The 23,621-nt window shown below is 62.7% G+C and carries 21 protein-coding genes; 11 read left to right on the top strand and 10 right to left on the bottom strand.

The genetic code is table 11. The annotated features are described in order from the left end of the window. Positions 1 to 73: 73 nt before the first annotated feature. The 3 genes from znuB to zur are packed head-to-tail and all read right to left on the bottom strand — an operon-like array spanning position 74 to position 2,146. Positions 74 to 862: a zinc ABC transporter permease subunit ZnuB gene (znuB, locus tag D3879_RS05070; protein WP_119952981.1), complete on the bottom strand. Its 789-nt coding sequence runs from the start codon at positions 860 to 862 to the stop codon at positions 74 to 76. Further along, positions 855 to 1,664 (bottom strand): zinc ABC transporter ATP-binding protein ZnuC, encoded by an 810-nt coding sequence (znuC, locus tag D3879_RS05065; protein WP_119952980.1) that lies wholly within the window; start codon positions 1,662 to 1,664, stop codon positions 855 to 857. Before znuC ends, znuB begins: the two co-directional genes overlap by 8 nt. Then, the gene (gene zur / locus D3879_RS05060; RefSeq protein WP_119952979.1) at positions 1,661 to 2,146 is read right to left on the bottom strand and encodes a zinc uptake transcriptional repressor Zur; all 486 of its coding nucleotides are present in this window, start codon (positions 2,144 to 2,146) and stop codon (positions 1,661 to 1,663) included. Before zur ends, znuC begins: the two co-directional genes overlap by 4 nt. Positions 2,147 to 2,209: 63 nt before the next feature. On the opposite strand from zur, the gene D3879_RS05055 reads away from it, so the two are divergent. Further along, the gene (locus tag D3879_RS05055) at positions 2,210 to 3,118 is read left to right on the top strand and encodes a zinc ABC transporter substrate-binding protein (RefSeq protein WP_238474206.1); all 909 of its coding nucleotides are present in this window, start codon (positions 2,210 to 2,212) and stop codon (positions 3,116 to 3,118) included. 195 nt (positions 3,119 to 3,313) lie between these two features. Here the strand turns inward: D3879_RS05055 and D3879_RS05050 are convergent, their stop codons facing one another. Then, positions 3,314 to 4,264: a homoserine kinase gene (locus tag D3879_RS05050; RefSeq protein ID WP_119952977.1), complete on the bottom strand. Its 951-nt coding sequence runs from the start codon at positions 4,262 to 4,264 to the stop codon at positions 3,314 to 3,316. A gap of 31 nt (positions 4,265 to 4,295) precedes the next feature. Further along, positions 4,296 to 4,580, bottom strand: a complete 285-nt coding sequence (locus D3879_RS05045; RefSeq protein ID WP_119952976.1) for a DUF2782 domain-containing protein — start codon at positions 4,578 to 4,580, stop codon at positions 4,296 to 4,298. A gap of 73 nt (positions 4,581 to 4,653) precedes the next feature. Here D3879_RS05045 and polA point away from each other — a divergent pair, with 73 nt between their 5' ends. Then, a complete protein-coding gene (gene polA / locus D3879_RS05040) occupies positions 4,654 to 7,512 on the top strand; it encodes a DNA polymerase I (protein ID WP_119952975.1) in 2,859 nt (952 codons plus the stop codon). Between the two features lie 280 nt (positions 7,513 to 7,792). Here polA and yihA read toward each other — a convergent pair whose 3' ends face one another. Continuing rightward, positions 7,793 to 8,428, bottom strand: coding sequence for a ribosome biogenesis GTP-binding protein YihA/YsxC (yihA, locus tag D3879_RS05035; protein WP_119954894.1), 636 nt, complete (start codon positions 8,426 to 8,428; stop codon positions 7,793 to 7,795). A gap of 193 nt (positions 8,429 to 8,621) precedes the next feature. Here yihA and D3879_RS05030 point away from each other — a divergent pair, with 193 nt between their 5' ends. The 5 genes from D3879_RS05030 to D3879_RS05010 all read left to right on the top strand — a co-directional run bounded on the left by D3879_RS05030 (position 8,622) and on the right by D3879_RS05010 (position 13,224). Then, entirely contained in the window at positions 8,622 to 8,912 is a 291-nt protein-coding gene (locus D3879_RS05030) for a c-type cytochrome (RefSeq protein ID WP_119952974.1), read from the top strand. Between the two features lie 44 nt (positions 8,913 to 8,956). Continuing rightward, complete coding sequence (locus D3879_RS05025) at positions 8,957 to 9,562, top strand: c-type cytochrome (protein ID WP_119952973.1); 606 nt, start codon at positions 8,957 to 8,959, stop codon at positions 9,560 to 9,562. Between the two features lie 162 nt (positions 9,563 to 9,724). After that, positions 9,725 to 10,357 carry a thiol:disulfide interchange protein DsbA/DsbL gene (locus D3879_RS05020; RefSeq protein ID WP_119952972.1) on the top strand — a complete coding sequence of 211 codons (633 nt, stop codon included), beginning with the start codon at positions 9,725 to 9,727 and terminating at the stop codon, positions 10,355 to 10,357. Between the two features lie 6 nt (positions 10,358 to 10,363). Then, the gene (locus D3879_RS05015; protein ID WP_177412370.1) at positions 10,364 to 11,242 is read left to right on the top strand and encodes an endonuclease/exonuclease/phosphatase family protein; all 879 of its coding nucleotides are present in this window, start codon (positions 10,364 to 10,366) and stop codon (positions 11,240 to 11,242) included. Then, on the top strand, positions 11,239 to 13,224 hold the full coding sequence (locus D3879_RS05010; RefSeq protein ID WP_119952971.1) for a GGDEF domain-containing protein: 1,986 nt from the start codon (positions 11,239 to 11,241) through the stop codon (positions 13,222 to 13,224). Before D3879_RS05015 ends, D3879_RS05010 begins: the two co-directional genes overlap by 4 nt. A gap of 211 nt (positions 13,225 to 13,435) precedes the next feature. Here the strand turns inward: D3879_RS05010 and D3879_RS05005 are convergent, their stop codons facing one another. Continuing rightward, complete coding sequence (locus tag D3879_RS05005) at positions 13,436 to 14,587, bottom strand: aminotransferase class V-fold PLP-dependent enzyme (protein WP_119952970.1); 1,152 nt, start codon at positions 14,585 to 14,587, stop codon at positions 13,436 to 13,438. Positions 14,588 to 15,118: 531 nt separating this feature from the next. Between D3879_RS05005 and D3879_RS05000 the strand changes: the two genes are divergently transcribed. Next, positions 15,119 to 15,925 carry an N-acetylmuramoyl-L-alanine amidase gene (locus D3879_RS05000; protein ID WP_119952969.1) on the top strand — a complete coding sequence of 269 codons (807 nt, stop codon included), beginning with the start codon at positions 15,119 to 15,121 and terminating at the stop codon, positions 15,923 to 15,925. 166 nt (positions 15,926 to 16,091) lie between these two features. Here D3879_RS05000 and D3879_RS04995 read toward each other — a convergent pair whose 3' ends face one another. Continuing rightward, on the bottom strand, positions 16,092 to 16,748 hold the full coding sequence (locus D3879_RS04995; RefSeq protein WP_119952968.1) for a DUF3313 domain-containing protein: 657 nt from the start codon (positions 16,746 to 16,748) through the stop codon (positions 16,092 to 16,094). 532 nt (positions 16,749 to 17,280) lie between these two features. On the opposite strand from D3879_RS04995, the gene D3879_RS04990 reads away from it, so the two are divergent. Then, positions 17,281 to 18,507: a nucleoside recognition domain-containing protein gene (locus D3879_RS04990; protein ID WP_119952967.1), complete on the top strand. Its 1,227-nt coding sequence runs from the start codon at positions 17,281 to 17,283 to the stop codon at positions 18,505 to 18,507. A 198-nt stretch (positions 18,508 to 18,705) separates the two neighbouring features. On the opposite strand, the gene D3879_RS04985 is transcribed toward D3879_RS04990, so the two are convergent. Further along, positions 18,706 to 19,719 carry a DUF5924 family protein gene (locus tag D3879_RS04985; RefSeq protein ID WP_119952966.1) on the bottom strand — a complete coding sequence of 338 codons (1,014 nt, stop codon included), beginning with the start codon at positions 19,717 to 19,719 and terminating at the stop codon, positions 18,706 to 18,708. A 525-nt stretch (positions 19,720 to 20,244) separates the two neighbouring features. Between D3879_RS04985 and D3879_RS04975 the strand changes: the two genes are divergently transcribed. After that, positions 20,245 to 21,171, top strand: a complete 927-nt coding sequence (locus D3879_RS04975; RefSeq protein WP_119952964.1) for a bile acid:sodium symporter family protein — start codon at positions 20,245 to 20,247, stop codon at positions 21,169 to 21,171. Next, positions 21,159 to 22,106 (top strand): SDR family oxidoreductase, encoded by a 948-nt coding sequence (locus tag D3879_RS04970; RefSeq protein ID WP_119952963.1) that lies wholly within the window; start codon positions 21,159 to 21,161, stop codon positions 22,104 to 22,106. Before D3879_RS04975 ends, D3879_RS04970 begins: the two co-directional genes overlap by 13 nt. 412 nt (positions 22,107 to 22,518) lie before the next feature. Here D3879_RS04970 and D3879_RS04965 read toward each other — a convergent pair whose 3' ends face one another. Then, positions 22,519 to 23,556 (bottom strand): AraC family transcriptional regulator, encoded by a 1,038-nt coding sequence (locus D3879_RS04965; RefSeq protein WP_119952962.1) that lies wholly within the window; start codon positions 23,554 to 23,556, stop codon positions 22,519 to 22,521. Between the last annotated feature and the right edge of the window lie 65 nt (positions 23,557 to 23,621).

Below are 23,621 nucleotides of genomic sequence, written 5' to 3'. Positions count from 1 at the left end.
TTTACACCGCGCGACGGGGTGAGGCCAAACGTAGGGCGGATTAGCCGCTTTGCGGCGTAATCCGCCGGGATCGCTATGCCATTCGACGCGGTAGGGCAAAGCTCAGCAAGAATAGCGCAGCCGCCGAGACCACGATCGACGGTCCGGCTGGAGTGTCCTTGAACCAGGACAGCGCCAAGCCTGCGCAGACGGCCAGCAACCCGAGCAGGCTGGCGCCGCAGGCCATCTGTTCAGGCGTGCGCGCATGGCGTTGGGCGGCGGCGGCCGGAATGATCAGCAGTGAGGTGATCAGCAACACGCCGACAATCTTCATCGCCACGGCAATCACCACTGCGATCAACAGCATCAACGCCAGGCGCAGGCTGGCGATGGGAAGGCCCTCGACCTTGGCCAACTCCTCGTGCACGGTGACCGCCAGCAGCGGTCGCCACAGGGCCGTCAGCATCAGCAGCACCAGCGCGCTGCCGCCGAGAATCCAGGCCAGTTCGTTGGGGCTGACCGCGAGCAAATCGCCGAACAGGTAGCCCATCAGGTCGATCCGTACGTCGCGCATAAAGCTCAGCACCACCAGGCCCAGCGACAAGGTGGTCGGCGCGAGAATCCCGAGCAGGGTGTCGGAGGCCAGCGGCTGGCGCTGTTGCAAGGTCACCAGCAGCACCGCCAGCAGCAGGCAGCCGGCGGTTACCGCCAGGGTTGGGCTGACGTCGAGCAGCAGGCCGAGGGCCACGCCGAGCAACGCGGCATGCGACAGGGTATCGCCGAAATAGGCCATGCGCCGCCAGACCACGAAGGAGCCGAGCGGCCCGGCGACCAGCGCCAGGGCTAAGCCGGCGAGCAGGGCGTTGAGGAGAAAGTCAGGCATGGTTGCAGCCATCTCCGTGGACATGCGGTTGCACCTGGCCCTGGATGGTCAGGCCGCCGGGCGTCGGCTCATCGACCACGGCGCCGTGCAGGTCATGGGCGTGGTCGTGGCGGTGGTGGTAGATCGCCAGGGCTTGCGCATCCTGACCAAACAGCTCGACGAAGGCCGGGTCGCCACTGACCTGTTCCGGATGGCCGGAGCAGCAGACATGCCGGTTCAGGCAGACCACCTGATCGGTGGTGCTCATCACCAGATGCAGGTCGTGGGAGACCATCAGCACGCCGCAGCCATGGCGGTCGCGCAGGCGGGTGATCAGCCGATACAGATCGGCCTGACCGGCCACGTCGACGCCTTGTACCGGCTCGTCGAGCACCAGCAATTCGGGTTCGCGCAGCAGTGCGCGGGCCAGCAGCACGCGCTGCAGTTCGCCGCCGGAGATACTTTGTAGCGGGCTGTCGATCACCTGCTCGGCGCCAACTTCGGCCAAGGCGGCCAGTGCGCGCGGCCGATCGACGCCTGGCACCAGGCGCAGAAAGCGCAGCACCGAGAGCGGCAGGGTGGCGTCCACATGGAGCTTCTGCGGCATATAACCGATGCGCAGTTTCGGTTTGCGCCAGACACTGCCGACCTCGGCTTTCAGCAGGCCAAGCACGGCGCGCACCAGGGTGGTTTTACCGGCGCCGTTGGGGCCGATCAGGGTGACGATTTCCCCCGGTTGCACGCTGAGCTGCACATCCTTCAGCACGCTTTGCCCGGCGAAGCTGACGCCAACGCCCTGAAGGCGGATCAGTGCGTCTCTCATTCGGCTTTCCGGCAGCCGGCGCACACGCCGACGATTTCGACGGTCTGGCCTTCCACCGTGAAGCCAACGGCGTTGGCGCTGTCGACAATCGCTTCGCTGATCGCTCGCTGTTCCAACTCGATCGCCGCGTGGCAGCTGCGACAGATCAGGAACTGACCTTGATGGGCGTGTTCCGGGTGGTTGCAACCGACGAAGGCGTTGAGCGAGGCGATGCGGTGCACCAGACCGTTTTCCAGAAGGAAATCCAGCGCGCGATAGACCGTCGGCGGCGCGGCGCGGCGACCATCTTCTTCGGCCAGCACGCCGAGAATGTCGTAGGCGCCCAGCGGCTTGTGGCTCTGCCAGACCAGCTCCAGCACGCGCCGGCGCAGGGTGGTCAAGCGCAGACCCAGGCGGGTGCAGATGGCGTCGGCTTCCGCCAGGGCGTTATGCACGCAATGGGAGTGATCGTGGGGGCGGGAAGCCAAGGGAGTCAGGATCATGGGCGGCGACGGCTGTTGAAAGAGACGTTATTCTATAACTCTTTCGCTGCGGAGTGTGCTCCTGTGTCGCGTTTGCTCGCCCTGCTGTTTTTTGTCCTCTGCGCGGCTTCGGCCCAGGCGCAGGTGCACCTGCTGACCAGCATCAAACCACTGCAACTGATCGCCGCGGCGGTTCAGGAGGGGGTCGGTACGCCAGAGGTGTTGCTACCGCCGGGGGCCTCGCCGCACCACTATGCCTTGCGCCCGTCGGATGTGCGGCGGGTGCGCGAGGCCGAGCTGCTGTATTGGATCGGCCCGGATATGGAAGATTTCCTCCCCCGCGTGCTGCAAGGTCGCAGCCTACCCAGCGTGGCCGTGCAAGGCTTGCCGGGCTTGAGCCTGCGGTATTTTGGCGAAGGCCAGGCGGAAGCTGCCGATGCCGCGGATGAACACGACCATGCCCACCGCCCGGGCACGCTGGACGCGCACCTTTGGCTGTCGCCGGCCAATGCGCGGGTGATTGCCGCGCGGATGGCCGCCGACCTGGCGGTCGCCGACCCGGCCAACGCCACGCGTTATCAGGCCAACCTGAAGGCGTTCGATGAGCGCCTGACGGCCCAGGATCAGCGCTTGAAGGCGCGTCTGGCTGGCATCGCCGGCAAGCCCTACTTCGTGTTCCACGAAGCCTACGATTATTTCGAAGCCGCCTATGGCCTGCAGCACGCCGGGGTGTTCAGCGTGGCCAGCGAGGTGCAGCCGGGGGCGCAGCATGTCGCGGCGATGCGCGCGCGTTTGCAACAGGTGGGTGCGACCTGCGTCTTCAGCGAGCCGCCGCTGCGCCCGCGGCTGGCGGAAACCCTTACCGCCGGCCTGCCGGTACGCCTGGCAGAGCTGGATGCGTTGGGCGGCAGCCTGCCGGTCAATGCGCGGGGCTATGAGCAACTGCTGGACAACCTGGGCAACGGCCTGGCTGATTGTCTGGAGAGCTTGTAAGTATGTAGGACGTAGGGCGGGTTAGGCCGCAGGCCGTAACCCGCCATCCCGCCGGCAAGTGGCGGCGCCTGGCGGCACCATTGGTGGGTTACGCCGCTACACGGCTAACCCACCTTACAAGGTACGTTGTCGGCTTTGGTAGGGCAGGTTAGGCCGCAGGCCGTAACCCGCCAATTGGCCATCAGGCGGACAAAGTTAGAGCGCGAACGGCAGCGGAATGCTGACCTGTTGGCGCTGCGCCAGCCGCCGCTGGAACTCTGCCGGATCATGGATCAGCACTTCCTGGCCGGCGAAAGATTCGGCAGCGATCAGCCGCGACAGCCAGAAACGCACGCAGGCAGTGCGCAGCATCGCTGGCCAGAGTTCCGCTTCGGCTGGGGTGAAGGGCCGCAGCGCGGCATAGGCGCCGAGCAGGGCGCGAGCACGTGGGGCATCAAGACGACCGTCGGCCGTCGAGCACCAGTCATTCAGGGCGATGGCCAGGTCATAGAGCATCGGCCCCGAGCAGGCGTTATAGAAGTCGATCAGCCCGGCCAGATGGGTGCCGTCGAACAGCACGTTGTCGCGAAACACGTCGGCATGCAGGTTGGCCCGCGGCAGCGCTTGGATCTGGGTTTTGAGTGCGGCTATCTCGGCCAGCGCATCACGTAGCAGCGGCAGCTCCTGTTCCGGCAGTTGCAGCGCCAGGCTTGGGCCTTCGCTGAGCATCCAGTCCAGGCCGCGATCGCTTTTGCGCTCCAGCACCTGCTCGTGGGTGGCCAGATGCAGGCGTGCCAGCAGGTTGCCGACTTCGCTGCAGTGGTGGGCATTCGGCTGGCTGACATGCTTGCCCGGCAGGCGTGGCTGTAACAGCGCCGGCTTCTCCGCCAGGCTGCGCAACGCCTCGCCATCGGTGGTGCGCAGGGCGTAGGGCACCGGCAGGCCGGCGGCATGCAGCACGTCGAGTAGTTCGATAAAGAACGGCAGATCCTGGATCGGGCCGCGCTCCACCAGGGTCAAGACGAACTCGCCCTGCTCCAGGCTGATGAAAAAATTGCTGTTCTCGCTACCGGCGCTGATGCCTTGAAAGTCGCGCAGGCGACCGAGCCCATAGGGCGCGAGAAAGGCTTCCAGCTCGGTGCGTTCGAGGGGCGTGAAGACAGACATGGTCAGACCTACCGGCTTATTGGGCTGGCGACTACCAGCTGAAAATTTCCCAGGAGGGGATCAGCATGTCGGGGTAATCGGAGCGAACAAAGTTGCCGTCGCTGCCGTCGGCCCGTACCAGGAAATACGGTTTGCCGCCTTTCGGGATGACCTTGATGGCGTACAGGAAACCATTGACCCGGTATTCCTGGATGGTCTTGTCGCCGTCTTGGCGAATGGTCACATCGGGTTCGGCTGACACTGGCTCCTCGGCGAAGGCAGCGACCGGGCTGAGCGCTAGCAAACTGGTCAGCAACAGGCGGTTGAGTGTGCGCATGGTAACCTTGTCCCTTTGTCGTCAATGGTCCGCTCATTCTAACGCCGGCCCCGTCGAAAAGGTTGAACTGCGCATGTCTCAAGCTCCCTTAGTCCTAGTGGACGGTTCGTCATATTTGTATCGCGCTTTCCACGCCTTGCCGCCGTTGACCACGTCCAAGGGCCTGCCCACGGGCGCGGTCAAGGGCGTGTTGAACATGCTCAAGAGCCTGCGCAAGCAGTACCCGGAGAGCCCCTTCGCGGTGGTGTTCGACGCCAAGGGCGGCACCTTCCGTGACGAGCTGTATGCCGAGTACAAAGCCAATCGCCCGTCGATGCCGGATGACTTGCGTGTGCAGGTCGAGCCACTGCATGCCAGCGTGCGCGCCCTCGGGTTTCCGCTGCTGTGCGTCGACGGTGTAGAGGCCGATGATGTGATCGGCACCCTGGCCCGGCAAAGCGCAGCCTTAGGCCGGGACGTGGTGATTTCCACCGGCGACAAGGACATGGCGCAGCTAGTCTGCCCGCACGTTACCTTGGTCAACACCATGACCGGTAGCGTCTACGACGTGGATGGCGTTAAAGAGAAATTCGGGGTCGGTCCCGAGCTGATCATCGACTACTTGGCGTTGATGGGCGACAAGGTCGACAACATTCCGGGCGTTCCTGGTGTCGGGGAAAAGACCGCATTAGGGCTGCTGGTGGGCGTCGGCGGTGGTCTGGACGTGCTCTATGCCAACCTCGACAAGGTTCCTGAGCTGCCGATTCGCGGCGCCAAGACGCTGCCGGCCAAACTCGCCGAGCACCGCGAGATGGCCTATCTGTCCTATCAACTGGCGACGATCAAGATCGATGTGCCGCTGGACTTGCAGATCGACGACTTGCACCCCGGTGCAGAGGATCGTCCGGCCCTGGCTGAGCTGTATGCCGAGCTGGAGTTCAAGAGCTGGCTGGAGGAGGTGCAGCGCGAGGCCAAGGCGGCGGGTGCCGAGTCGATCCGCGCCGGAGGGCTGTTCGATCAGGCTGCGCCGGCAGCGTTGGTCCGTCCGGCCGATGTGGAGCAGTCCGCTCCTGCTGTTGCCGAAACAGTGGATATCCCGCAGAGCCCCGCGCCAGCAGAAACCAATTATGAAACGGTGCTCGACCCCGCACGTTTTGACGCCTGGCTGGACAAGCTGAAGCAGGCCGAGCTGTTCGCCTTCGACACCGAGACCACCGGCCTCGACGCGCAACAAGCGCGGCTTGTCGGCGTCTCCTTCGCGGTCAATGCCCAGGAAGCCGCCTATGTGCCGCTGACCCACTCATACATGGGTGTGCCGGCGCAGCTCGATCGCGATACGGTGCTCAAGGCGCTCAAGCCGCTGCTGGAAGACCCGCAGAAAGCCAAGGTCGGTCAGCACGCCAAGTACGACATCAACGTGCTGGCGAACTGCGCCATCGATGGTGATCCGCAGAATGGCATCAATATGCAGGGCGTGGCCTTCGACAGCATGCTCGAATCCTATGTGCTGGACTCGACCGCCACCCGCCATAACATGGACGCCCTGGCGTTGAAATACCTCGACCACAGCACCATCGCCTTCGAGGACATCGCCGGCAAGGGCGCCAAGCAACTGACCTTCGACCAGATCGCCCTCGAACAGGCCGGCCCCTATGCCGCCGAAGATGCCGACGTGACCCTGCGTCTGCACCAGGCCTTGTGGCAGAAGCTGCAGGCCGTGCCGAGCCTGGCCAGGGTGCTGACCGAAATCGAAATGCCGCTAGTGCCGGTGCTGGCGCGGATCGAGCGGCAGGGGGCGTTGGTCGACGCCAATCTGCTCGGCATCCAGAGTCATGAACTGGGCGAGAAGCTGGTGCAATTGGAGCGCGAAGCCTTCGCCATCGCCGGTGAGGAGTTCAACCTCAGCTCGCCCAAACAGCTCGGTGTGATTCTGTACGAGAAGCTCGGGTTGCCAGTGTTGAGCAAGACCGCCAAGGGGCAGGCGTCGACCGCCGAAGCGGTTCTTGCCGAGCTGGCCGAACAGGACTTCCCGCTGCCCAAGGTGCTGATGCAGTACCGCTCGCTGAGCAAGCTGAAGAGCACCTACACCGATCGCCTGCCGGAGCAGATCAACCCGCGTACCGGGCGTATCCACACCTCCTACCATCAGGCGGTGACGGCGACCGGGCGGCTGTCATCCAGCGACCCGAACCTGCAGAACATCCCGATCCGCACCGCCGAGGGGCGGCGCATTCGCCAGGCCTTTATCGCTCCCGCCGGCTACAAGCTGCTGGCGGCCGACTATTCGCAGATCGAACTGCGGATCATGGCCCACCTGGCCCAGGACGAAGGGCTGCTGCACGCCTTCCGCAATAACCTCGATGTGCACCGTGCGACGGCGGCGGAAGTGTTCGGCGTTGAGTTGGATCAGGTCACGACCGATCAGCGGCGCAGCGCCAAGGCGATCAACTTCGGGTTGATCTACGGCATGAGTGCGTTTGGTCTGGCCAAGCAAATCGGCGTCGACCGCAAGCAGTCGCAGGCCTATATCGACCGTTACTTCGCGCGTTATCCGGGAGTGTTGGCCTACATGGAGCGCACCCGCGAGCAGGCGGGCGAGCAGGGCTATGTCGAGACGCTGTTCGGTCGCCGTTTGTATTTGCCGGAGATTCACTCGAAGAACGCTGGCCTGCGTAAGGGTGCCGAGCGCACGGCGATCAACGCGCCGATGCAGGGCACCGCCGCAGATATCATGAAGCGCGCGATGGTCGCGGTGGACAACTGGCTCAGCGAGTCCGGGCTGGACGCCAAAGTCATCCTGCAGGTTCACGATGAACTGGTGCTGGAGGTGCGTGAGGATCTGCTCGAACCGGTGCGTGAGCAGATTCGCCAGCGCATGAGCGGCGCCGCCGAACTGGCTGTGCCGTTGTTGGTGGATGTCGGGGTTGGCGCGAATTGGGATGAGGCGCACTAATCGGCAGATTTTGGCTGCGGCATAAGGTCGCGCCGTTGCCGGCGTTTTAAAACTTTAAGGCATTAGTTGAAAGCTACTTATTGCTAAGAGGTTTTAAAAAAGCCCTGAACTTTCTGCAGAAGGGGGGAGTCACAGTTTATGAATGGCTGATGAAGCCCTTCGGTGCTCCTATGTTGTGTTAAGTGTTGGCAGATATCTGAACCCCGCCCTAGCGGTTCAGACCTTAAACCCCGAGCCTCTCCCTCCCCATATGATGCTCGGGGTTTTTTTTGCCTGCGATTTACTCTTCCGGCGTGCGGTCTTCCAGCTGCAGCCAGCGCGCCAGCACGGCTTGCGCCTCTTCAATGCCTTGGCGTTTCGGCGCCGAGAACAGCTGAATACTGACCCCTTCGCCCCAGCCTTTGCGCAGATCCTGCTGCACCTTGAGCAGGGCGTTTTTCGCCGCGCCGAAGGCCAGCTTGTCGGCCTTGGTCAACAGGATGTGCATGGGCATCTGGCTGGCGGCGGACCAGTCGAGCATCAGCCGGTCGAACTCGGTCAGCGGATGGCGGATGTCCATCATCAGCATCAACCCGGACAGGCTGCGGCGGCTGCCAAGGTAGGCTTCCAGGTGGCGCTGCCAGTGCAGTTTGAGCGGAATCGGCACCTTGGCGTAGCCATAACCCGGCAGATCGACCAGGCGGCGCTCGTCGTCTAGCCGAAAGAAGTTCAGCAGCTGGGTACGCCCAGGGGTCTTCGAGGTGCGCGCCAGACTGGCGTGGGTCAGGGTGTTCAGTGCGCTGGATTTGCCGGCGTTGGAGCGTCCGGCGAAGGCGACTTCGTAGCCTTCATCGTCCGGGCACTGGTCGACTTTTGCGGCGCTGATCATAAAGTCAGCCTGTTGGCACAGGCCGATGATGGGATTCTTAGGTTGCATCGAATTTTCCGGTGAGGGCGGCGCCAGCGGTTGGCCCGGCATGCGGTGTCGTTTCCGTTTCAGTGACGCCAGTATATAATGCCGCAGATTTTGTGTGCGCTTTGTCCCGTACCAAGATAGGTATTTACGGGAACGATTTAGAGATTCTGCGCAAAGAACGCAGAGCGCTTTCCTCCCTGATGAGGTCGATCTGATGAAGATGCTGCTGCTTACTGCCGGTGCCCTACTGTTGTCCTTGAATGTTCAGGCTGCTCAGGATCCGGAGGCGGTGTACAACCGGGCCTGTGCTGCTTGCCATAATGGGCAACTGCCGATGGCGCCGAAAAAAGGCGATAAGGCCGCCTGGGAGCCGCGTTTGGCCCAAGGCATGGACACGCTGGTGCAGCACGTCACCAATGGTTTTAATGCCATGCCGCCGCGCGGCCTGTGCACCGACTGTAGCGCCGAGGATTACCAAGCTGTCATCGAATGGATGAGCAAGTAAGCCCGCGTTGATTTTCTCTCCCCTTAGCCGTAATGGATTAGCTGATGAACAAAGTATTCGTGAGTCTGCTGTTGACCCTGGGCATCACCGGTATGGCTCACGCCGCAGGCGACGCCGCTGCCGGTCAGGGCAAAGCTGCTATGTGTGGCGCCTGCCACGGCGCCGATGGCAACAGCCCTGCGCCGAACTTCCCGAAACTGGCGGGTCAGGGCGAGCGTTACCTACTCAAACAAATGCTCGACATCAAGGCCGGCAACCGCCAGGTGCTGGAAATGACCGGTCTGCTGACCAACGTCAGCGACGCAGACTTGCAGGACATCGCGGCGTACTTCGCTAGCCAGAAGATGAGCGTCGGCGCGGCCGATCCTAAACTGGTTGCGCGTGGTGAAGAGCTGTTCCGCGGCGGCAAACTCGACCAAGGCATGCCGGCATGCACCGGTTGCCACTCGCCCGATGGCTCGGGCAACGCTGCGGCAGGCTTCCCGCAACTGGGCGGTCAGCACGCGACCTATGTGGCTAAACAGTTGACCGACTTTCGCGAAGGCAACCGCAGCAACGACGGCGACAGCATGATCATGCGTGGTATCGCGGCCAAGCTGAGCAACAAGGACATCGCGGCAGTGTCCAGCTACATCCAGGGCCTGCACTAAAGCCAAGGCCGGTATTCAGGTACGGATGAGCGGAAGGAAAAGGGTGGCGAAGGCCACCCTTTTTCATTGGGGCCGCCGTTACAATAGCGGGAACCAGCCTCAAGGCCGTCGGTCGAAATCTAGTTCGCCATGAGGCGAGTCTTATCTGCTAAGGAGTAAAGCATGCGTAACCTGATTTTCAGTGCCGCCCTCGCGACTGCGAGCCTGTTCGGGATGACCGCCAACGCTGCGGAGCCGATTCAGGCGGGCAAGCAGTATGTCGAACTGAGCAGTCCAGTCCCGGTCTCCAAGCCTGGCCAGATCGAAGTGGTGGAGCTGTTCTGGTACGGCTGCCCACATTGCTACCATTTCGAACCGACCATCAATCCGTGGGTCGAAAAGCTGCCGAAAGACGTCAACTTCATCCGTATCCCGGCCATGTTCGGCGGCCTGTGGAATGTCCACGGCCAGCTGTTCATTACCCTCGAATCGATGAAGGTCGAGAACAAGGTCCACGCCGCGATCTTCGAGGCCATCCAGAAAGACGGCAAGAAACTCGCTACGCCAGAAGAAATGGCCGAGTTCCTCGTTACTCAAGGCATCGATAAGGACGAATTCCTCAAGACCTACAACTCCTTCGGCGTGAAGAGTCAGATGGAGAAAGCCAAGAAGCTGGCTATGGCGTATCAGATCAGTGGTGTGCCGGTGTTGATCGTCAACGGCAAGTACCGTTTCGACATCAGCTCTTCCGGTGGCCCGGAGCAAGCGCTGGATGTGGCTGACCAGCTGATCGCCAAAGAACGCGCTGCGCAGTAAGCGGCCATGCTGCGCCGTTGGGGTACCGAACGTGTGGCTGGCCTGCGCAACCCGCAAGTCAACCCGCACTGCGTGGATTCCAGCGGCCTGCCCGCGGACGGTCGATTGCGTCTGCTCAGTTTCAATATCCAGGTTGGCAATAGCACCGAGCGTTATCGGCATTATCTGACCCGCGGTTGGCAGCATCTGCTACCGCATACGGGGCGAGCCGTTAATCTGCAACGCATCGGCGCGCTACTCGGCGACTATGACCTGGTCGCCTTGCAAGAGGTCGATGGCGGCAGCCTGCGTTCGGGCTATGTCAATCAGGTCGAACACCTCGCCCAGCTGGGCGCTTTTCCTTACTGGTACCAGCAACTCAATCGCAATCTCGGACACCTCGCGCAGCACAGCAACGGTGTGCTCAGCCGCTTGCAGCCAACGCTGTTGGAGGATCATCCGCTGCCCGGCCCGCCTGGGCGTGGGGCGATCCTGTTGCGCTTTGGTGAAGGCGCCGAGGCGCTGGCGGTGGTGATGATGCACCTGTCGCTTGGGCCGCGGACGCGAACCCGGCAACTGGCCTATATCCGCGAGCTGATCGGCGGTTACCGACATCAGGTCCTGATGGGCGATATGAACACCCATGCTTCTGACCTGCTGCTGCATTCGCCGCTGCGCGATCTGGGTCTGTTGGCGCCGCAGGTGGAGGCGACGTTCCCCAGTTGGCGGCCGCAGCGTTGCCTTGACCATATCCTGCTGAGTTCCAGTCTGACCTTGGAGAGTGTGCGGGTGGTCGCTCAGCCGATTTCCGATCATCTGCCGGTGGCGGTCGAGATTCGCCTGCCGGAGAGCCTCGGCGATGCGCCACCGATGCTGACTACGGCCCCTCGCGGATCGCCGGCATGACTGACGACGCCCAGCGCTGGAAAGAAAAGTACTTGAGCTGCCTCGAGCAGCAAGAGCAGCTCGAGCGGCGCTGGGACGCCCGCCTCGACTTGCTGCGCCGCGGCTTGGTGCGCAGCTCGCTGGCCGCCGAAGGGACAGACAAGGTGGTCGATCAATGCATGCAGGACTTGCGCGAGATCGTTCGCCGCGACGATATGGATGCCGGGCTTTCTGCCTTGATTCCACGCCTGGAAAGGGCCGTGCTGGATTCCGAGCAGCGCCGCCAGGAGCGGGGCGCGCAAGTCACCAGTGCGCTCGGCGGACTGGTCGGCCAGTTGCTGGGCTTGCCGTTGCCCAGTGAGGTGCGCAAGCCACTGAAGCGCTTTACCAAACAGCTGGAGGGCCGTGCAGGCCAGCTGCGTGAGCTGCCGGCGTTGCTCGTTGAGTTGAACGGCCTGCAGCGCCAAGCCTTGGCCATGCTGGAAACCCCCGAAGCGGCGCGTCCTGGTTTGCTGCAGCGCTTGTTCGGTGGCCGTGAGAATGTCCTGGCGGCGACCGAGAGGCTGAGTGACAGCACCGCGCATCAGGCATCCGCAGCGGGGGCAGTGCGCGCCGAGGCGACTGCGCTGGCGACGGTAGTCGACGAGCCGGGTGACGGTTTCGCCGCTGCCGCACCAGCATCGGCCGTGGCGTTGCCGCCGCTCAGCGCGGCCGCCGCGCCGGTCAGTCTGGCGCGGGCTCCTGTACTCAACGAGGTGAGGTCAATTGCAGCGGCTGACCTCAGCGGCGCGCTCGCCCACTCCGCGCTAACGGGATTGGACAGCTTGCCGCTCCCCGCTGCACTGCTGACCGAGGGTGCTGTCCAGGTTGTCTCGGCGGCAATCCCCGCAGCGGCCACGCTGGCGGAAATACCGCTACCCGACCCGCTCTATGCCCTACCGGTCGCCGCCGAACCGAGCTACAGCGCGATTGCCGAGCATGTCGAGGCGACGCTGCTGGGCTTGCTCGATGAGTTGCCCTTGCCCGAGCGTCATCAGCCACAAGCCGACACGTTGCGCCTGCGTATCCAGGCCGGCTTGAACATGTACGAACTGGTACCGGTGCTGGATGATTTTGCCGTACTGATGCTGGCGCTTGCCGACCTTGGCCAGCGCGAGTTCGAGGGTTACCTCAAGCAACTGAATGAGCGTTTGGCGACCTTCCAGGGCGGCCTGCAGGACGCCCACCAAGGGTATGCCGATTCGATGCTGGCGGCCCGCGAGCTCGACAGCGAACTACGCCAGCAGGTCGATGGGCTGCACAGCAGCGTGCAGGAGGCCACCGATCTGGGCAACCTCAAGCACCTGGTCGAGAACCGTCTGGATAGCTTGTTGGGCACCATGGAGCAGTACCAGCGCCAGCGCGATGAGCGCGAACAGCAAGTCGCCGGGCGGTTACAGACCCTGGTCGAGCGGGTGGCGAGCATGGAGCAGGAAGCCAAGGGTTTTCGCGACCACCTGGAGGAGCAGCGGCAGAAGGCCCTGACCGATCCGCTCACCGGCTTGCCCAACCGTGCGGCCTGGAGCGAGCGGCTGGAGCTGGAAGTGGCGCGCTGGCAGGGCTATGGCGGCGAGTTGCTGCTGGCCATGTTGGATATCGATTACTTCAAGCGGATCAATGACAACTACGGCCATCTGGCCGGCGACAAGGTCTTGAAGATCATCGCCGGGGAGCTGAGCCGCCGTCTGCGCAAGACCGACTTCATTGCCCGCTTCGGTGGCGAGGAGTTCGTCCTGCTGCTTCCGGCGACGCCGCTGGCGGGTGGCCAGCAACTGCTGGAAACCCTGCGTGCGGCTATAGAGGCCTGCCCGTTCCACTTCAAGGGCGAGCGCGTCACCATCACCTTGTCCGCGGGGCTCACGGCGTTCAGTCCGGGTGAGCGTGGCGAACTGGTCTTTGAGCGCGCCGATCAGGCTCTGTACCGGGCCAAACGCAGCGGCCGCAATCAGCTCGAAGTGGGTTAAAGCCCATAGGCCGACTCAGCCGCGATGGCGGGGGAACCCACCCTTTATGCCGACAGCCATCGTCATGGGCCGGCTGGTGGGTTACGGCCTGTGGCCTAACTCAGCCTACGCGGTACAAGCATGAAAAGGACGCTAGCGGGCGGTCGGCTCGAATGACTTGTGAGTTCGCCCGTTCGTAGAAAGAGGCTGCTTGTATGTATTTGTCGAGTTATCACAAAGCATTTTTCAGCAGATTAAAGAATCGATCCAGGTCGCGCTCGGTGATGTACACGTGCGGCGAAACCCGCATTGACGCGCCGCGAATGCCGACGTACACGTTCTGTTCTGCGAGTCGGGCGGCAACCGATTTAAGGCTCTCACTCGGCAACTCGATGCCAAGCATGTGCGGGCCTCTTTGCTCGGCGGCGAGTGTTCGGAGCCCTAGCCTGTCCGCCCGCCGTTCGATTGACGCGGTAATCTTCGAGAGCGTGGACGTAATGCGAGTAATGTCCCATTCGAGCAGTTGCTTGAGCGCTGCTATCGCCATAGGCGTAAGCGTGAAGTTGGTGCGCTCGCCGACATCGAACCGCCGTGCGCCTGGCTGATACTCATCTCTATAGTCAACCAGACCGTCGAAGTTTTCCGAGTCAGCCCGCAGAATCCAATTCTGCTCAATCGGCTTTCCGTCACGGCGCGCACTGTCAATGTACATATAGCCGACGCTAAAAGGTCCGAGCAGCCACTTGTAGCCGACCGTCACCAGATAATCAGGACGCAACTCCGCCACATCTGTCGACATTGCGCCCAGCGATTGGCTCGCATCAACGATGAAGGTAGCGCCGACCTCACGCGCGCGTTGGCCAATGCGTTTCAAATCTATAAGCGCGCCGTTCGTCCAATGCACGTTCGGCACTGAAACTACCTTCACGCGCTGATCAAAAACTTTCAGAATCGCGTCCGTCCAACTTTCCTGTTCGGCTCGCTCAACCGTCAGAATCTCCGCGCCCGTTCGCTTTGCGAAAGCTCTCCATGTGTACACGGTTGAAGGGTAATCATCGGCGATCAAAAGGATGCGGTCATGCGGCTTCGCTTCGACGTTAGCCGCTGCGACCGAAAGCCCGTAGCTGGTGGCTGGAATCAATGCCACGCTTTCGGCATCCGCATTGATAACTTGCGCGAACAAAGCGCGGAGCTCTTCGACCTGCGTAAACCAATCCTCTGCGTGGATCTTCCAAGGTTGAGCGTTACGCGACATCGCGGCTTCGCCTGCGGCGCGGACGGATAACATTTGCGGGGCGAGGCTGGCGCAGTTGAGATAGACAACATCATCGGGGATGTCGAAAAGGTGGCGCTGATTAGGAAGTGTTAAAGCGCCTTCCGACATGATGAGTCTCCTCTGTGCCCTGGGCTGACGAGTGTTTGGGCGCGCTTTGTTAAGCGCTACATCGCTTCAGAGCATCGTACTGCTGCTGGCGGCTTCACCGGGGGCGGGCTGAATCACATCCCAATGCTCGAGGATCTTCCCTTCCGAATGAAAACGAAAAACATCAACTGTGTCGTGCTCCCTTCCCCAATTTAGATACACAGATGGGCAAATGCGCCGTCCCCATCAAATGCGTTCGATCTTCTTGTTTGTACTGGTGCGCTGAATGGCACTTGAGTAAACAATAGGTGGCTGCCGTTGGCCTATAGAGCCATCGGTCTGAAGGGACGTGCCCACGTTCGCGAGCGGCTCTATGGAAACGAGCGGTAGCGCTTTGACCACAGCTTTGCCCGGCGCAAAGCACTAGACTAGACCACCGTGCCTGCGGGGCGGCTCATGGAAACCTTCAGAGCGACCAGCGGCAGGCCTGTTGACCCTGCGCCGCGTCGACGGGTCGTTGGATAACTTGCAGAGCCTCTTGCTTACCACCCGATGAAAATCTTCTCGCTTGTTCTCATGCTTGCCCTGCTGGCCGGTTGTGCCAGAGGTCCGCGGATCGACACCAGTCACCCTTCGGTCAATCATGACAGCCGGGTGCAGTTCGTTATCCTGCATTACACCTCGACCGGGCTTGAGAGCTCGCTGCAGTTGCTGACCCATGGCGAAGTCAGCAGTCATTACCTGATCGGCGACGCGCCGCCGACTATCTACCGGCTGGTCGATGAAAGTCGTCGCGCCTGGCATGCCGGTGAAAGCGAGTGGGAGGGCCGCACCTGGCTGAACGCCAGTTCGATCGGCATCGAGCTGGTCAATGAGGGGTATGAGGAAACCCCGAACGGGCGGGTTTGGTACCCCTATTCGGAGGCGCAGATCGATGCGCTGATCGTCCTGCTCAAGGATATCGTCAAGCGCCACAACCTCGAGCCCAGACACATCCTCGCCCACAGCGACATTGCCCCGCCGCGCAAGCTTGACCCGGGGCCGCTGTTTCCTTGGAAGCGCCTGGCCGATGCCGGGCTGGGAGTCTGGCCGGATGCCCACGCGGTGGCTCAGCAGCAGGCGTTGTTCGCGCTCAAGCTGCCGAGCATCAGCTGGTTCCAGCAAGAACTGATGAGCCTGGGTTATGCCACGCCGCAGACCGGAGTGCTGGATGCGGCCACCCGCCATGTACTGGCCGCTTTCCAGCTGCACTACCGGCCGACGCGCTTCGATGGCGAGCCTGATGCGCAAACCGCAGCACTGCTGCTGACCTTGAACCGGCAACTGAAGCCCGGACTAGGCCACGTGCCGATCAGTTGAGTGTTGGCGTAGGGTGGGTTTCAGCCCACCACGCAACCTGCATCGGTGGGCCAACGCCCGCCCTGCCAGTCTTCCGCGGGATTCCGTGAAGAAGCATAAAAAACGCCCTCAAGCGAGGGCGTTTTGCGTTGCTGTTCGAGGGCGCGATCGGCTGCGGCCGGCGAGCTTACGGCTTGAAGTTGTGCGCATCCTTGGCCCATACATCCAGCACCGGCTTGATGTCCTTCAGGGTCAGTTGGGTGCTGTCATTCTCCAGCTGCAAACCACTGCCCTTGCGCACCACTTCGGCCACCGGCTTGCTGGTGCCGCCATCGAGTGCCTGCATCTCGATGAAGATCGAGCTGTCTTCATCGCGGGTTCCGGCTGCCGCACTGGCGGCGGCGACGACCAGGGCGATGGGAATCACCTCGTAGACCTTCAGACCCTCGGGCGAGACGTTGACGGCGCTGATCGCCGAGCGCAGCACCAGGGTGTCCTTATCCGCCTGGGTGACAATCCGCAGGCGCCCGCCCAACTCGCGCTGCATGGCTTGCTGCAGGTAGTTGGCGATGTCGTCGAGGGTCTTCTGGCTGACTTGCGCGCTCGGTTGCGGTCGGGGGTAGAACTGCGGTTTTTCCACCAGCACCGAGGAGTAGCGGTGCAGGTCAAGGCCCGGTGCTACCCAGCGCAACACCGGCGCGCCGCTGGGCGAAGTCGCCGGCTTGAGAATCGAATAATCGCCGAGAAAGCCCGAGTATTGCTCGGGCTTGGTGGTCTGGCTGGAGCAGCCGGCGAGCAGCAGGCTGGTAGTCAGGCCGAACGCGGTGAAAAGCTGTTTAGTCATCCATGAAACTCCTAATGATAGTGGTGAAGCATTTTTACTGGGTGTTGGCGCGTTCGTCAGTGGTGGTCTGTTACTGCAAGCGGGCAGCAAACTTTGCGTGTAATGGAGCACCAAACCTTCGCCATCGTCCACACTCCAGAGTGTTACGGAGATTACCGCGAGGGCCTGAGCGTAGTCGCTATAGATGACCGTTGCGCATAACCGCAGGGGCACCGACATAACCGTCAATCACCGCAAAACCGTAGGGTGGTGCTGAGCCGGAGGCGATGCCCAACAGCCGGCCTGCAAGGCCGGGCTTCTGACCCCGAACCCTGGGAGTCGCGGGCGACTCCTTGTTGGGCATCACTGCGTTCAGCGCCAACCTACTTCAGCGCTAACCTACCTCTGCGCACTCCTGATGGATTTACAGAGTGCCCGCACAATTGCTCGAAGCTTAACTGAACAGCATTGCGTATTGTCCGGGGCCTAGTCGTTTCTGGCGTCAGGTTAGTCCGCGCCGCTATCATCCGTGCCACTGACCGGGGGAATACGTATGTTGAACGGCCTGTGGCTGAGTTTTTTCGTGGTAGCAGCAGTGGCCGCAGTGATGCGCTGGATCGGCGGCGATCCGGGCGTGTGGGCGGCCATGGTGGAAAGTCTGTTCGCCATGGCCAAGCTGTCGGTCGAGGTGATGATCCTGCTGTTCGGCACCCTGACCCTCTGGCTCGGCTTCCTGCGCATCGCCGAGAAGGCCGGCCTGGTGGATCTGCTGGCGCGGCTGCTGGGGCCGCTGTTCGCCCGCTTGATGCCGGAGGTGCCGCGGGGGCACCCGGCGCTTGGGCTGGTCACCCTGAGTTTCACCGCCAACGGCCTGGGGCTGGACAACGCCGCCACGCCGATCGGCCTGAAAGCCATGAAGTCCCTGCAAGAGCTGAACCCCAGCGCCACCTCCGCGAGCAACGCGCAGGTGCTGTTTATGGTGATGAACGCCTCCTCGTTCGTCCTGTTGCCGGTATCGATCTTTATGTACCGCACGCAGCAGGGCGCCGAGGACCCGGCCATGGTGTTCCTGCCGATCCTGCTGGCCAATAGCGTCTCCACCCTGAGCGCGCTGCTCTCGGTGGCCTTTATGCAGCGTCTGAAACTCTGGGACCCGGTGATGCTGGCCTGGTTCGCCGGCGGTGCGCTGCTGCTCGGCGGCTTTATGGCGGTGCTCGCCGGGCTCTCGGCGACGGCGCTGACGGCGCTGTCCTCCTTGCTCGGCAACCTCACCTTGTTTGGCCTGATCCTGGCCTTCCTGTTGATGGGCGCGCTGAAAAAGGTGGCGGTTTACGAGAGCTTTGTCGAAGGCGCGAAGGAAGGTTTCGAAGTCGCCAAGAATCTGCTGCCCTATCTGGTCGCGATGCTCTGCGCGGTGGGTGTGCTGCGCGCTTCCGGCGCGCTGGACGTGCTGCTCGACGGCATCCGCTGGTTGGTCGAAGGCCTGGGCTGGGACAGCCGCTTCGTCGAGGCCCTGCCCACCGGCCTGGTCAAACCCTTCTCCGGCAGCGCGGCGCGCGCCATGCTGATCGAAACCATGCAGACCCAGGGCGTCGACAGCTTCCCCGCGCTGGTTGCCGCCACTATGCAGGGCAGCACCGAAACCACCTTCTACGTGCTTGCGGTGTACTTCGGCTCGGTCGGCATCCAACGCGCCCGTCACGCGGTCGGCTGCGCCCTGCTGGCGGACCTGGTCGGCGTCGTGGCGTCGATTCTGGTTTGTTACTGGTTCTTCGGCTGAGAGCGCAGCGCGTGGCCGCGAGCTAGTGGCCTGTACGGCTAGTTGGTTAACTCAAGTTCGGATGCCTGGAGTCCTGAGACCAGGCGCCGTGACGAGTCATAGCTGGGCTATGGCGAGGAGCGGCAACGCAGTATCGGGGCTTCAGGCGCCGAAATTGACTAATTGAACTAGCCACACAGGCCACTAGCCAGCCGCGGCCTACTCCGTCACCTCGAAGCGCAGCACGCCAATCACCTGGCCATCCTCGGTCAGCACCCGGACTTCCCAGTCGCCGACGAGCTGCTCGGGGAAGTTCTGCTTGTGCGTCCAGGCGCGGTATCCCGCCTCGCGGCCACCGTGGATATCCAGGGCGATGCGATCCACTTCCTCGCCCTCGTGGCGCCAGACATGGTAGATGCGCTCTGCGAGGCCGCGTGGCGCATTGATCGCGGTGTAGGCATACAGCCCCTGGGCGCGCATCTGCTCGGCCGTCACCTGTTCGAGGCCTTTGCCCGGCGAACGGCTCTGGTCATCCAGCTGCGTGGTCACCGCCACCTCGGTCAGCCACAGGGTGGCCGGCGGGACCCACGAGCGCGCGAGCCAGCCTACGACGCCCAGGGCCAGCGTCAGCCCGATCAACGCCAGCCCGCGCCACCAGCGCTGCACCGGGAAGGTCACCAGCAGGCTGGGAAACGACAGCAGCACCGCGGTGCCCAAGGCCAGTTTGTAACTTTGCGCGGTGGTCAGGTGAAGAATGATCGGCAGCGCCGTCAGTAGCGCGGCGAACAGCGTCAGGGTGTGCAGCGCCAGATACAACCAGCGGCGCGGGGCGAGCCACTTGTTGTACAGCGGGTCGATGATGGTGATCAGCCCAGCGCAGGCCAGCAATCCGGTGAACAGCAGCTGACCGCTGTTCCAGGTGGTGGTAATGAGGAAGAACGGCAAGACGAAGAACAGACTCTCCTGATGGATCATCTGCGTCGCATAGCGCACCAGCGGTTGCGGTATCGTGCGGCCGAACATGCGCGCGATTATCCGCGTGAACAGGCTTTCCAGCGTCAACCAGAGCCAGCTGACCAGCAGCACCAGGGCAATCGCCGTGGCGAGTTTCGCCTGCCGGTCGACGAGGATGAAGCTGCACACGCCGGAGACGAATCCGAATGCCGCCACGACCCCCGGATAGCGTTGAGTGAGGGCGATGAGGCTGAAAAGACGGGTCTTCCAGGTAGGCATGGGCGGTTCGCGTCGAGGAGCAGTAGAAACAGCAGGTACGCAGGATACTGATCACCCCCGGCGCTGAGAAGGACTGTTGCAGGCCGACGGCGGAGATGCCGATCAAGTGGCCAGCTATCGCGGTATCCGTAGGCTGGGTTTCGCCAAAAACGGCGCTACCCAGCCTACGCTCACCAGGTTTGGTGGATTAGCCGCGCGGCGGCGTAATCCACCAAACCGGGCTGTCGCGATTGGCCACAGCGCTTGGCGGCCTCTGCCACTGCTGCCGAGTGCGTACGACCTTAAGCTGCGGCGGGCTAAGAACCTGTTCAATATCTGCCTGCGCTTGCTCATGCTGCGTTGAAAACGAACTCAAAATGCTCATTTACCACTCGTAAACTGCGCTTTTTCGTTCGTTTGACTCGCTCCGCTCGCCCTGCGGGCCAGCCTTCGGCAGTTACTCCGCTTCGCTGCGTTGCGCTTGCCTGAGCGGCGCTCGACTAGATCTTGAACAGGTTCCAATAACAAGAACTAGAGGCCGGTTTTATGAATTACGACGCTAGCCAACAACTGATCCTCGGCCTGGTACTGGCGGCGTTGATCTTCGGTGTGTCGCTGGAGCTGCGGCTCGAGCAGTTTCGCGCGGTGCTGCGCCAGCCGCAGCCGATCCTCGCCGGCATGCTCGGCCAGTGCCTGCTACTGCCCTGGCTGACTCTGCTGGTGACCCTGCTGGTCGACCTGCACCCCGGCCTTGAGTTGGGACTGCTGCTGGTGGCCTGCTGCCCCGGCGGTAACCTGTCCAACGTGATGACACACCTGGCGCGTGGCAACACGGCGCTGTCGATGAGCATGACCACGCTCTCCAGCCTGCTGGCACTGGTCTTGCTGCCGCTGAACTTCGCCCTGACCAGCTCCTGCAACCCCGAAGCCGCGGCCTACCTTGCCGAGCGCATGGAAAGCCTGCACGTCGATCACCTGAGCATTCTCCTCAATCTGCTCTGGTTACTCGGCCTGCCGCTGGTATTGGGCATGCTGGTAGGCAACCTGTGGCCGCGAGTGGCTGAGCGAATCATGCCGTGGTTCAAGCGCTTCGCCCTGCTCGCCTTTGCTCTCTTCGTGGTCGGTGCACTGGCCAACAATTGGAAGATGTTCAGCTCCAATCTCGGGCTGGTGCTGCTGATCGTAGTGCTGCACAACCTCAGCGCGATTTTGATCGGCTGGTTGATGGCCAAGCTGGCGCGCCAACGTGGCGCCAACCTGCGCGCGATGGTGATCGAAATCAGCATGCACAACTCCGGCCTGGCACTTGGGTTGATCTTCGCCCAGTTCGGCGGCGAACCGAATATGGCGCTGGTTGCCGCGTTCTGGGGCACTTGGCATCTGATCAGCGGTTTGCTGCTGGTACTGGTCTGGCGCAACCGGCCCTTAGCACCACGACCGTTGCACGAGGAGTCGCTGTCATGCGCGTCCTGATCACCGGCGCGGCCGGCTTTATTGGCCAGCAGTTGCTTAACGAGCTAGCGATGCAACATCCCCGGTGGACGCTGATTGCCGCCGATATTCGCCCGCTGACCGCCCAGGGGCTGAAGCCGAATGTCGAACCGGTGCTGCTGGATATCAGCCAGCCGGCCGAGGTGCGCGCCTGCGTGGCGACCTGGCAGCCGCAGGCGATCGTGCATCTGGCCTCGGTGGTGACGCCGCCGCGCGGCATGAGCGACGCGCGCCTGCATGCCATCGATGTCGGTGGCACTCAGGCGATCATCGACGCTGCGGTGGCCAATGGTGTGGGTCAGTTGATCGTCACCAGCTCGGGCGCGGCTTATGGCTACTACCCGGAAAACGCCGAGTGGATCGACGAAACCGATCCGCTGCGCGGCCATGAGCACTTCGCCTACGCCAGGCACAAGTGCGAGGTCGAGTCGCGGCTGGCCGCGGCGCGGCGCAATCACCCCAACCTCAAGCAACTGGTGCTGAGGCCAGGCACCATCCTCGGCAAGCGGGTGAATAACCAGATCACCGACCTGTTCAAAAAACGCGCGGTGCTGGGCATTAAAGGCAGCGACAGCCGCTTCGTGTTTATCTGGGATCAGGACGTGGTGAGCATCATCCGCCAGGGCCTGGAGACCGCTGCGCAAGGGATCTTCAACCTGGCCGGGGACGGCGCGCTGAGGCTGAGTGAAATCGCGCAGATTCTCGGTAAACCGTATCGCCCGCTGCCGGCTGGGTTAATCAGTACGGCGCTGCGCCTGCTCAAGCCGCTCGGGCTGAGCCAGTACGGCCCCGAGCAGCTGGATTTTCTGCGTTATCGCCCAGTATTGGCCAACCGCCGCTTGAAGGAAGAGTTCGGCTATCGGCCACGTTACACCAGCCGTGAAGCCTTCCTCGCCTTCCTTGAGGCGCAAGCGTAGGTTGGCGCGCGCCTTCGGCTCAGCACCAACGGTTTTGCGGCGGCTGGCAGGGTTAGCCTAAGAGACGGTTATGTAGGTTGGCGCTGAGCGCAGCGATGCCCACCAGGGAGTCGCTTGCGACTCCTATGCACGGTCTTGAACATGAAAGCCCGGCCTTGCAGCAATGCTGTTCACTTAAGCATGCGTTTTCGCCTTCTATCCCCTCGCCCCTCTGGGGAGAGGGTTAGGGAGAGGGGTGCATGCCAAATGAATTCACTTTTGCCCGCTATTTACCCTCTCCCCCACCCCCTCTCCCGTAAACGGGAGAGGGGAGCCCAGGCGCACGTTGCCTAAGTGAACAGCATTGCGGCCTTGCAGGCCGGTTGTTGGGCATCGCCTTTGGCTCAGCACCAACCTACAGGTGCGTGCTGCCCTACGCGCTTGCGCGGCTATGTTGCGCGCGGTACTCGCCGGGGGTCAGCCCGGTCCAATGGCGGAAGGCGCGGAAGAACACGCTGGGCTCGGAGTAGCCGAGCAGCAGGGCAATCTCCGCCGCGGGCAGCTGACCGCTTGCCAGATGGCGTTCGGCGAGTTGCTGACGGGTATCGTTGAGCAATTGCTGGTAGCTGCTGCCTTCCTCGGCCAACCGGCGTTGCAGCGTGCGTTCGCTGAGGTGCAGGGTGCGCGCGAGCTCGGCGCGATCCGGCTCGCCGTGGGCCAATTGCGCACCCAGCAGGGTCACCACGCGGGCGATCAAGCCTTCGCTTGGCAGGCGAGCCAGCAGGGCTTCGGCATGCTGGCGCAGCAGGCTCTGTAACGGCGGGTTGGCCTGGGTCAACGCGGTGTCGCGCAGGCTCAGCGGCAACACCAGCGCGTAGTCGGCGGCGCTGAACCGTAGCGGGCAAGCAAACACCGCCTGATAGGTCGCCAGCTCGTCGGGCTGTGGATGGGCAAAGTCCGCCCGCAGCAAGCGGAAGTCGTCGAGCAACGGCGTCATCATCTGCACCCAGAACGCCATCAGCGCCAACACCCGTGTGCGCGTCGCCGGCAGCTGCGGATGCAGTGGGCGATAGAGCACTCGCAGCTCGTCGGCGTACTCCTGCAACTGCAACTCACCCCCTTCACCGACCAAGCGCTGATAGCGCAGGCCGGCCGTCAAGGCCTCGCCGAGGGTGGCGCTGCTTTGCAACAGATAACCGAGCACGCTGAACGGTCCGGGGGAAAGATTGGCACCGAGCACAAGGCCCGGCTCTGGATGCGCTACCAGGCGGCTGCCGAGCAGCTGCCACAACTGTTCCTGGCTGGCGAAAGACACACGGGCGTCCGGATCGGCGAGCTGAGCCTCGTGCAGGCCGCAGGCGTCGAGCAGTTCTTCGCGTGGCAGACCGAGGCGACTGGCAGCGTGCAGCACCGCTTGGGTGATGCTGGCGCTGACGGAGGCGTGGCGGGGGTCGATCAGTGTGTTTGGCATGGGCTGGGATTCTGCCCAAGGACTTGCGGCGACGATAGCCTAAAGATGTTTGCCTCGGCGCTGGG

Source organism: Pseudomonas cavernicola (genome assembly GCF_003596405.1).
In the GTDB taxonomy this organism is placed as follows: domain Bacteria; phylum Pseudomonadota; class Gammaproteobacteria; order Pseudomonadales; family Pseudomonadaceae; genus Aquipseudomonas; species Aquipseudomonas cavernicola.
The sequence above is the reverse complement of the archived record's forward strand: the minus strand, read 5'-3'. Positions and strand labels throughout refer to the sequence as shown.